The 11,876-nt window shown below is 74.4% G+C and carries 1 pseudogene; it reads left to right on the top strand.

Going from position 1 to position 11,876, the window contains the following annotated elements:
* Positions 1 to 41: 41 nt before the first annotated feature.
* Positions 42 to 11,834: pseudogene (locus AC0KTA_RS04115) on the top strand (SDR family NAD(P)-dependent oxidoreductase); the annotation flags it as partial.
* Positions 11,835 to 11,876: the final 42 nt, after the last annotated feature.

The raw sequence follows: 11,876 nt of genomic DNA, 5'->3' as shown, positions 1-11,876 counted from the left end.
CCGGCGCACGGCCCGGCCGGCCCGACCGGTGCGGTTTTTCTGTGACTACGCGAACAGGTGAGTTTCCGATGGCGGACCAGCAAAAGCTCCTCGACTACCTCAAGCGGGTGACCGCCGACCTCCACGAGACGCGCCGGCGGCTGCGCGAAGCCGAGGCGGAGGAGCCCGAGCCCGTCGCCGTCGTCGGCATGAGCTGCCGCTACCCCGGCGCCGTACGCGGCCCCGAGGACCTGTGGCGGCTCGTCGCCGACGGGCGCGACGCGCTCTCCGCCTTCCCCACCGACCGGGGCTGGGACGTCGACGCGCTCAACGGCCGTACCGAGGGCGGCGCGGACGGCTCCGGCCGCCCCGAGCGCGGTGGTGGCTTCGTCTACGACGCGGGCGACTTCGACGCCGCCTTCTTCGGCATCTCACCGCGCGAGGCCATGGCCATGGACCCGCAGCAGCGCCTCCTCCTGGAGTCCGTGTGGGAGACCTTCGAGCGGGCCGGTATCCCCGCGGCCTCGCTGCGCGGCAGCCGCACCGGCGTGTTCGTCGGCGCCACCGCCCAGGGCTACGGCCCCGCCCTCATGGCGTCGCCCGACAACGTCGACGGCTACCTGCTCACCGGCGACGTCTCCAGCGTCATCTCCGGCCGGGTGTCGTACGTGTTCGGCCTCGAAGGCCCCGCGGTGACCGTCGACACGGCCTGCTCGTCGTCGCTGGTCGCCCTGCACCTGGCGGCGCAGGCGCTGCGGCAGGGCGAGTGCGACCTCGCCGTGGCCGGCGGCGTCGCCGTGATGGTCACGTCCGGCGCGTTCGCGGAGTTCGGCCGCCAGGGCGGCCTCGCCTCCGACGGCCGCTGCAAGCCCTTCGCCGAGGCGGCCGACGGCACCGGCTGGGGCGAGGGCGTCGGCGTCCTCGCCCTGGAGCGCCTGTCCGACGCCCGCCGCAACGGCCACGAGATCCTCGCCGTCGTACGCGGCTCCGCCGTCAACCAGGACGGCGCCAGCAACGGCCTCACCGCCCCCAACGGCCCCTCCCAGCAGCGCGTCATCCGCCAGGCCCTCGCGGCCGCCCGCCTCGCCACCGACGACATCGACGCCGTCGAGGGCCACGGCACCGGAACGGTCCTCGGCGACCCCATCGAGGCCCAGGCGCTGCTCGCCACCTACGGCCAGGACCGGCCCGCCGACCGCCCGCTGCTGCTCGGCTCGGTGAAGTCCAACATCGGCCACACCCAGGCCGCCTCGGGCGTCGCGGGCGTCATCAAGATGGTCATGGCGATGCGCCACGGCATCCTGCCCGAGAGCCTCCACACCGACCGGCCCAGCACGCACGTCGACTGGTCGGCGGGCGCCGTCGAGCTGCTGACCGAGGCCCGCGCGTGGCCGGAGGCCGGACGCCCGCGCCGCGCGGGCATCTCGTCGTTCGGCGTGAGCGGCACCAACGCGCACGTGATCGTGGAGCAGGCTCCGGTGGAGGAGACCACCGAGTCCACTAAAACGAGCGTTCTATCCAGTGCCGTTCCGTGGTTGGTGTCGGCGCGGAGCGCGGAGGCCCTGCGGGCACAGGCAGACCGGCTGCGCGACCACGTCACCGCCGACGGCGCCCTCGACCCCGTCGACGTCGGCTGGACCCTGCTGTCCGGGCGATCCCCCCTCGAACACCGGGCTGTTGTCTTCGGCCGGGAGCGGGAGGAGTTCCTCGGCGGCCTTGAGGCCGTCGCCTCCGGCGGGCCCGGGGCCGTCCTGGGATTCGTGGTCGAGGGGCGTCTGGGGGTCCTGTTCACAGGGCAGGGCAGCCAACGCATCGGTATGGGCCGGGAGTTGTACGAGACGTTCCCGGTGTTCGCCGAGGCGCTGGACGAGGTGTGCGCCCACCTGGATGCCTTGCTGGAGCGTCCACTGAGGGACGTCATGTTCGGCGAGGATGCCGAGCTGCTGGAGCAGACGGGGTACGCGCAGCCCGCGCTGTTCGCCGTGGAAGTGGCCCTATACCGGCTTGCCGAGTCCTTCGGGGTGCGGCCTGAGATCGTCGGCGGGCATTCGATCGGCGAGCTGGCAGCCGCGCACGTAGCAGGACTCTGGTCGTTGGAGGACGCGGCCCAACTGGTCGCTGCACGCGGCAAGTTGATGCAATCCCTGCCCGAGGGCGGCGCGATGCTCGCCGTGCAGGCGGCCGAGGCCGACGTGCTGCCGCTGCTGGAGGGCATGGAGGACCGTGCCGGTGTGGCGGCGGTGAACGGTCCCGCACAGGTGGTGCTCTCCGGCGAGCGCGGAGTCCTGGAAGGCCTGGAGAAGACTCTCCGTGGCGAGGGCCGCAAGGTGCGCTGGCTGAAGGTCTCCCACGCCTTCCACTCGCCGCTCATGGACCCGATCCTGGACGACTTCCGCAAGGTCGCCGAGCACCTGACCTACCGGGACACCGCCCTGCCGGTCGTGTCGAACCTGACCGGGCGCCTCGCCACCGCCGACGAACTGAAGGACCCCGCCTACTGGGTCCGCCACATCCGCGAAGCCGTCCGCTTCCACGACGGCCTCGGCGCCCTCACCGACTTCGGCGTTTCGACGCTGCTGGAGCTGGGCCCCGACTCCGTCCTCACGGCGATGGCCCACGACACCCTCACCGACCCGGCCGCACAGACCGGCCTGATCGCCGCGCTGCGCAAGGACCGCCCGGAGACGGACACCTTCCTCACCGCCCTCGCCAAGGCCCACGTGCGCGGCGTCGAGGTCGACTGGACGCCGCTCTACGCCCCGGCCGAGTCCCGCCGCCGCGTGGACCTCCCCACATACGCCTTCCAGCACCGGCGCTACTGGCCGCGTCCCGGCACCGGCGGCACCGGCGACGTCCGCGCCACCGGCCTGAACCCGGCGGAGCACCCGCTGTTCGGCGCCGCCGTCGCGCTCGCCGACATCGACGGCTACCTCTTCACCGGCAGACTGTCGCTCGCGTCCCACCCCTGGCTCGCGGGCCACGCCCTGGGCGGCACGGTCCTGCTGCCGGCCACGGCCTTCGTCGAACTCGCCCTGCACGCCGGGCACCGCGTCGGCTGCGCCCACCTGGAGGAGCTGACGCTCCAGGCACCCCTGGTCCTGCCCGAGCGCGGCGCCGTACAGCTCCAGCTCGCCGTGGGCGCCGCCGACACCTTCGGCCGCCGCCCGGTGAACCTCTACTCGCGCACCCAGGCAGCGCCCTCCCACGAGCAGTCCTCCGACGAACTGTGGTCCGACGAGCCCTGGCTGCGCCACGCCACGGGAACGCTCGCCCCGGCCCCGGCCGGCCACCCCGCCGACGCCGACCTCACCCAGTGGCCCCCGGCCGACGCCGAACAGGCCGGGACCGACGCGCTGTACGACAGCCTCGCCGCCGCCGGATTCAGCTACGGCCCGGCGTTCCAGGGGCTGCGATCCGTGTGGCGGCGCGGCGACGAACTCTTCGCCGAGGTCGCGCTGCCCGACGAGGAGCGCGACGAGGCGGCCGCGTACGGCCTGCACCCGGCGCTCCTCGACGCCGCCCTGCACCCGCTGGGCCTCGGCACCTTCGTGTCCGACACCGAGCAGGGCCGCATGCCGTTTTCCTGGACCGGCGTGACCCTGCACGCGACCGGCGCGTCAGCGCTGCGCGTGCGCCTCACCGCCGCCGGAACGGACGGCGTCGCCCTGTCCATCGCCGATGCCTCCGGCGCACCGGTCGCCGCCGTGGACTCCCTCGTCCTGCGGCCCATCGCCGCACCGGACACGGGTGCCGAACAGAGCGGCCGCCACGACTCGCTGTTCCGCGTGGACTGGAGCGTGGTGTCCGCGCCCGCGCCCGCGTCGGGCGGTGCCTATGCCGTCCTGGGGGCGGACGAGTTGGGGTTGTGCGCCGCGCTGGAGAGTGCCGGTGCGACGGTGGCGGCGTACGCGGACGTGGCCGCTCTGGCCGCGGCGGTCGAGGGCGGCGCTGCCGTACCCGAAACCGTCTTCGTCGCCTGCGCCGCCGCCTCCGCCGACCACGCGCCGGGCGTCGCCGGGTCCGTACGTTCGTCCCTGTACGACACCTTGAGCACCGTGGGGGAGTGGCTGGCCTTCGAGGGCGGCGACGGCTCCCGTCTGGTGGTGGTGACGTCCGGGGCCGTGGGTGTGGGTTCCGGTGACGTGGTGTCGACGGCCGGTCTGGTGGACTCGCCGGTGTGGGGTCTGGTGCGGTCCGCGCAGTCGGAGAACCCGGGGCGGCTCGTCCTCGCGGACGTCGACGGCGGCGAGCAGGCTCTCGCGCTGCTGCCCGGAGCGCTGGAATTGGACGAGCCGCAGGTGGCGGTGCGCGGCGACGTGGTGTGGGTGCCGCGCCTGGTGCGCGCCGGTGGTGGCGCGTTGGCGGTTCCGGCGGGCGATTCCTGGCAGTTGGGGGTGACGGGCCGGGGCACGCTGGAGAACCTGGCGCTGCTGCCGGTGGCCGACGACGCCGAAGTGTCCGGCGGCAGGCCCCTGGGAGCGGGCGAGGTACGGGTCGAGGTGCGCGCCGCCGGTGTCAACTTCCGTGACCCGCTGATCGCGCTGGGCATGTACCCCGGCGACGCGGTGATGGGCACCGAGGGCGCCGGTGTCGTCGTCGAAGTCGGGTCCGAGGTCACCGACCTGGCCGTCGGTGACCGGGTCCTCGGCTTGCTGGAGGCCGCGTTCGGGCCGCTGGCGGTGGCGGACGCGCGGATGGTGGCGCGGATGCCGGAGGGCTGGACGTTCGCGCAGGCCGCGTCGGTGCCGACGGTGTTCTTGACGGCGTATTACGCGCTGCGGGACCTGGCGGGCCTGGAGGCGGGCGAGTCGGTTCTGGTGCATGCGGCTGCCGGTGGGGTGGGCATGGCCGCGGTGCAGTTGGCCCGGCACTTCGGTGCCGAGGTGTACGGGACCGCGAGCACCGGAAAGTGGGGCGTGCTGCGGGAGTTGGGGGTCGAGGACTCTCGTATCGCGTCCTCCCGGACGTTGGACTTCGAGGCGTCGGTTCTTGAGCGGACCGAGGGCCAGGGCGTCGACGTCGTACTGAACTCCCTGGCGCGGGAGTTCGTGGACGCGTCGCTGCGGCTGCTGCCGCGCGGCGGGCGTTTCGTGGAGATGGGCAAGACCGACCTCCGCGCCCCGCACGCCGTCGCCGAGGAGCACACCGGAGTCACCTACCAGAGCTTCGACTTGATCGACGCAGGACGCGATCGCATTCGGGAGATGCTGGCGGAGGTGCTGTCCCTGTTCGAGCGGGGCGTGCTGAAGCCGCTGCCGGTCAAGGCGTGGGATGTGCGGCGGGCGCCGGAGGCGTTCCGGTACCTGAGCCAGGCCCGGCATGTGGGCAAGGTGGTGCTGACCCTGCCGCCGCACTTCGAGGGCCGGGGGACTGTGCTGGTGACGGGTGCGCTGGGTGGGCTGGGCCGGGTCGTGGCCCGGCACCTGGCCGCGCAGCACGGGGTACGGGATCTGCTGCTGGTCTCGCGCCGGGGTGAGGACACCCCGGGCGCGGGTGAAGTGCGGGCGGAACTGGAGGAGTTGGGCGCGAACGTCACCATCGCCGCCTGCGACGTGGCCGACCGTGACGCGCTGGCCGCGCTCGTAGAGGACGTACGCGGCGAGCTGAGCGCGGTCGTGCATGTGGCGGGTGTGGTCGATGACGGTGTGGTCACCGCGCTGACGCCGGAGCGTCTGGACACGGTGCTGCGGCCGAAGGTGGACGCGGCCGTGAACCTGCACGAGCTGACCGCGGGTCTGGATCTGTCGGCGTTTGTGCTGTTCTCCTCGGCGGCCGGTGTGCTGGGCAGCGCGGGGCAGGCCAACTACGCGGCTGCCAACGCCTTTCTGGACGCGCTGGCCCAGCACCGTCGCGCGCAGGGACTGCCCGCGACCTCGCTTGCGTGGGGGTTGTGGGCGGATCAGGGCGGTATGGCCGGAGCGCTGGCGGACGGTGACATCGACCGCATGAACCGGGCCGGTGTCGCGGCCCTGTCGGCGGAGGAGGGTCTGGCCCTGCTGGATGCCTCGCTGGCCCAGCCCGACGGCGCCCTGGTCCCGATGAAGCTCAACACCGACACCCTGCGCCAGCAGTTCGGCACCGACATACCCCCGCTGTTCCGCAGCCTCATCCGCGCCCAGGTCCGCAGGGCCGCCGCCCCGCAATCGGGCGCCTCGGCGGCCGACGACCAGGAATCCCTGGCCGAGCGTCTCACCGCACTCGGCGCGGAGGAGCGCGAACAGTTCCTCGTCGACCTCGTACGAGCCGACGTCGCCGCCGTACTCGGCTACCCCTCGCCCGAATCCGTCGACGCCACCAAGGCGTTCAAGGAGCTCGGCTTCGACTCGCTGACGTCCGTCGAGCTGCGTAACCGGCTCGGCGCCGCCACCGCGCTGCGCCTGCCGGCCGGTCTCGTCTTCGACTACCCCACGCCCGTCGCCCTCGCCGGACACCTGCGGACGGAACTCCTCGGCTCGCTCCCCGAGTCCGCCGCCCCCGCCGCCGCGCGGAGCACCGCCGACCAGGCGGCCGAGCAGGACGACGACCCCATCGCCGTCGTCGCGATGAGCTGCCGCTACCCCGGCGGCGTACGCTCGCCCGAGGACCTGTGGCGCATGGTGTTCGACGGTGCGGACGGCCTGTCCGGGTTCCCCGAGAACCGGGGCTGGGACGTCACCGCCCCGGCGGGCTTCGACGGCGACGGTGCCGGCGTGGACGGCGACGAGGGCCTGACGTACGTCACCACCGGCGCCTTCCTCCACGACGCCGACGAGTTCGACCCCGAGTTCTTCGGCATCAACCCGCGCGAGGCCCTCGCCATGGACCCGCAGCAGCGGCTCCTCCTGGAGACCTCCTGGGAAGCCATCGAGCGCGCGGGCATCGTGCCGTCGGCGCTGCGCGCCAGCGCGACCGGCGTCTTCGTCGGCCTGTCGACCCAGGGCTACTCGACCACCCTCAACGGCGCCGAAGGCGTCGAGGGTTACGTCATGACCGGTGACGCGGCGAGCGTCGCCTCCGGCCGCCTCTCGTACTCCTTCGGCTTCGAAGGCCCGGCCGTCACCGTCGACACCGCCTGCTCGTCCTCGCTCGTCGCGCTGCACCTCGCCGTGCAGGCGCTGCGCCAGGGCGAGTGCACGATGGCGCTCGCGGGCGGCGCGGCGGTCATGCCGACCCCCACCTCCTTCGCCGAGTTCAGCCGCCAGCGGGGCCTCGCCCCCGACGGCCGCTGCAAGTCGTTCGCCGCGTCGGCGGACGGCACCGGCTGGGGCGAAGGCGTCGGCATGCTCGTCCTGGAGCGGCTCTCCGACGCGCGCCGCAACGGCCACCAGGTCCTCGCCGTCGTACGCGGCTCCGCGATCAATCAGGACGGCGCGAGCAACGGCCTGACCGCCCCGAACGGCCCCTCCCAGCAGCGCGTCATCCGCGCCGCCCTCACCAACGCCCGGCTCACCCCTGCCGACGTCGACGCCGTCGAGGCACACGGCACGGGCACCACGCTCGGCGACCCCATCGAGGCCCAGGCCCTCATCGCCACGTACGGAAAGGACCGGCCCGGTGACGCAGCGCGGCCGCTGTGGCTCGGCTCCCTGAAGTCCAACATCGCCCACACCCAGGCCGCCGCCGGTGTCGGCGGCGTCATCAAGACCGTCATGGCGATGCGGCACGGCATCCTGCCGAAGACGCTGTACGTGGACGCCCCCACCCCCGAGGTCGACTGGACCGGCGGGGGAGTGGAGCTGCTGACCGAGACCCGTGACTGGCCCGCGCGCGAGGACGGCGCGCCGCGCCGCGCGGGTGTCTCCTCCTTCGGCATCAGCGGGACGAACGCGCACGTGATCCTGGAGCAGGCGCCGGACACCGAGGAGCCGGTGCCCGGGAAGGCCTCGGAGCCGTCGGTGGTCCCGGGCCTCGTACCGCTGGCCCTCTCCGCGAAGTCCCCGGAGGCCCTGCGGGGCCAGGCGGACCGGCTCCGGGAACATCTGCTCAAGCACGCCGACCTCGAACTGGGCGACGTGGCCCGGTCGTTGGCTCTGACACGGTCGCGGTTCGAGCACCGGGGCGTCGTCATCGGCCGGGACCGCGACGAACTCCTCGCCGGACTCGACCGGTTGGCGCAGGGCGACACGACCGCCGAGGGCGTCGTCGCGGGCCGCGCCCAGGGCGGCACGGTCCGCCCGGTGTTCGTGTTCCCGGGGCAAGGCTCCCAGTGGGCGGGCATGGCGCGTGAACTCCTCCAAGAGTCCCCTGTGTTCGCGGAGCGGATGGGGGAGTGCGCCGACGCGCTGTCCGAGTTCGTGGACTGGGACCTGCTGGAGGAGCTGGGCGGCGAGCGGTTCGACCGCGTCGATGTGGTCCAGCCCGTCCTCTTCGCCGTGATGGTCTCGCTCGCCGCCGTCTGGCAGGCGGCCGGTGTGAAGCCTGCCGCCGTCGTCGGGCACAGCCAGGGCGAGATCGCCGCGGCCTGCGTGGCCGGGGCGCTGTCGCTGCGGGACGCGGCCCGTGTCGTGGCCCTGCGCAGCCAGGCCATCCGGGAACTGTCCGGCAAGGGCGGCATGGTCTCTGTCGTACTGCCGCAGAGCGAGGCCGAAGCGCTCCTGGAGACCTGGGACGGCCGCGTCGAGATCGCCGCCGTCAACGGCCCCTCCCAGGTGGTCGTCTCCGGCGACCCGCAGGCCCTGGAAGAACTCGTCGCCCGGTGCGCCGAGCGGGAGATCAGGGCTCGTACGATCCCGGTGGATTACGCCTCGCATTCGACGTACGTGGAGCAGATCGAGGCCCGGATCCTGGACGCCCTGGCGGACGTGGCTCCGCAGGAGGCCCAGGTCCAGGTCTACTCGACCCTCACCGGCTCCTGGCTGGACGACACCGCGATGGACGCCGGGTACTGGTACCGCAACCTGCGTCACACCGTCCTCTTCGAGCAGGCCACGCGCGGCCTGCTCGCCGAAGGCCACGGCCTGTTCCTGGAGATGAGCCCCCACCCGGTGCTCACCGTCCCGGTGCAGGAGACCATCGACGCCACCCCGCACACCCACGCCGTCGCGCTCGGCTCCCTGCGCCGCGACGAAGGCGGCCAGGACCAGCTGCTCGCCTCCCTGGCAGAAGCGCACGCCCACGGCGCCGAACTCGACTGGCAGGCGCTGCTTCCCGGCGCCCGCACCACCCTCGACCTGCCCACGTACGCCTTCCAGCGGCAGCGCTACTGGCCCGAGCCCGCCGCCGCGGGCACGGGCGACGTCACCGCCGTGGGCATCGAGTCGGCAGGTCACCCGCTGCTTGGCGCATCAGTGGAACTCGCCGACGCCGACCAGTACGTGCTCACCGGACGCCTCTCCCGCCGCACCCACCCCTGGCTCGCGGACCACGCCGTGGGGGATACCGTGCTGCTGCCCGGCACCGCGTACGTGGAGATGGCCCTGCGCGCCGGCGACGAGGTCGGCTGCGATCTCGTCGACGAACTGACCCTGCACGCGCCGCTCGTTGTCGCCGAGGACGACACCGTGACCCTCCAGGTGTGGGCCGGCGCCCCCGACACGACCGGGCGGCGCCCGCTGACGGTGTCCTCGCGGACCCAGGGCACCCCCGACGCCCCGTGGACACGGCACGCCACCGGCACCCTCGCCGACACCCCGCAGGCGCCCGACGAGCCGCTGACCGTGTGGCCGCCCGAGGGCGCCCAGGCCGTCGACCTCGACGGGTTCTACGAGCGCCTCGCCGACGGCGGACTCGCCTACGGCCCCGCGTTCCAGGGGCTGCGGGCCGCCTGGCGCGACCCCGCGGGCGACGCCGTCTACGCCGAGGTGCACCTGCCCGACAGCGAACACCGGGACGCCCGCGCGTTCGGCGTGCACCCGGCTCTCCTCGACGCCGCCCTGCACGCCGTGGCCCTCGCGCCCTTCGCGGAGGCCGACGGGGTGCGGCTGCCGTTCGCCTGGAGCGGGGTCGGCCTGGTCGCGCAGGGCGCCACCGTCCTGCGCGTCCGGCTGCGGCCCGCCGGCACCGGGGGCGTGGAGCTGCTGTTCGCCGACGACACCGGCGCCACGGTCGCCCGCGCCGACTCCCTCGAACTGCGCCCCGTCGCCCCCGAGGACCTGCGGGCGGCCTCCGACGGCGGCCACCGGGACGCGCTGTTCCGCGTCGAGTGGACACCGGTGACCGCAGGCGCGGCCGACGTGGCGGGCACGACCTGGGCGACGGTCGGGTCCGACCCCCTGAACCCCGACCCCCTGAACGTGGGCGCCGAACTCGCCGCGTCCGGCGCGCGCGTGGACACGTACGCCGACACCGACGCGCTGTACGCCGCCCTCGACGCCGGCGCCGACACCCCGGACACGGTGCTCGTCACGTTCGCGCACGGAGACGGAAGCACTTTCGCGCACGGAGACGGAAACACCGCCGAGCAGGCCCGCACCGCCCTGAACCGGGCCCTCGGCCTGCTCCAGACCTGGCAGTCCGACGCACGCCTCGCCGCCACCCGCCTGGTCCTGCTGACGCGCGGCGCGGTGGCCGCCACCGACGGCGACGCCCCGGACCTCGCCCACGCCCCGCTGTGGGGCCTGGCCCGCTCGGCCCAGTCCGAGCAGGCGGGCGGACCGGACGGGGCCGGACTGGTCCTGGTCGACCTGGACGCCGACGCGGCCGCCCCGCAGTCCGCCACCGCGCTCCTGTCGTACGGGCTGGCCCTGGACGAGCCGCAGTTGGCGGTACGCGGGGGAGCGCTCCTCGTGCCGCGCCTGGTGCCCGCGACGGCACCGACGGCCACCCCGGACGCCCCCAGCCCCGCCCCCGACCCCGAAGGCACCGTCCTCATCACCGGCGCGACCGGCACCCTCGGCGCCCTCGTCGCCCGCCACCTGGTGGCCGAGCACGGCGCCCGGCACCTGCTCCTGACCAGCCGCCGGGGGCCGGACGCCCCGGGCGCCGCCGAGCTCGTCGCCGAACTGGCGGCCCTCGGCGCCGAGGCCCGCGTCGTCGCCTGCGACGCGGCGGACCGCGAGGAGCTGGCCGCCGCGCTCGCCACGGTCCCGGCGGCGCACCCGCTGACCGCCGTCGTCCACACGGCCGGAGTCCTGGACGACGCCCTCGTCGCGTCCCTGACGCCCGAGCGCGTGGACGCGGTGCTGCGGCCGAAGCTGGACGCGGCCCTCAACCTCGCCGAGCTGACGGCGGGGCACGACCTCGCGGAGTTCGTCCTGTTCTCCTCGGCCGCCGCCACCTTCGGCAGCCCCGGACAGGGCAACTACGCGGCCGCCAACGCCTTCCTCGACGCCTTCGCGCACCACCTGCGCGCACGAGGCGTACCCGCGACGGCGCTCGCCTGGGGCCTGTGGGCCGAGAGCAGCGAGATGACCGGGCACCTCGACGAGGCCCGCCGCACCCGGATCTCGCGCGGCGGCGTCCTGCCGCTGTCCTCGGCGGAGGGCATCGCCCTCTTCGACACGGCCCGCTCCTCGGGCACCCCGCTGCTGCTCCCCGTACGACTCGACACGGCGGCCCTGCGCGCGGGCGCCCGGCAGGGGGACGCCGTGCCGCCGCTGCTGCGGCGCCTGGTGCGGGTCCCCGCCCGACGGGCCGCCGTCGGCGCCGCGGCCTCGGAGGCGGAGGCGTTCGCCCGCCGCCTTGCGGCCGCGTCCGCCGACGAGCGCGCCGGTCTGCTCCTCGCCCTGGTCCGGGACCAGGCAGCGGCCGTACTCGGCCTCGCGTCCGCCGACCGGGTCGAGGACGAGCGCGGCTTCCTGGAGCTCGGCTTCGACTCCCTGACCGGCGTCGAGCTGCGCAACCGCCTCATGGCCGCCACCGGCCTGCGGCTCCCGGCGACTCTGGTCTTCCAGAACCGCACGCCGAGGTCGCTCGCCGAGCGCCTCGCCGCCGACCTGGACCAGGCCGCACCCGCGGTCCGGGACAACACGGCGCCGACG

This window comes from Streptomyces sp. Y309 (genome assembly GCF_056712025.1).
The sequence above is the reverse complement of the archived record's forward strand: the minus strand, read 5'-3'. Positions and strand labels throughout refer to the sequence as shown.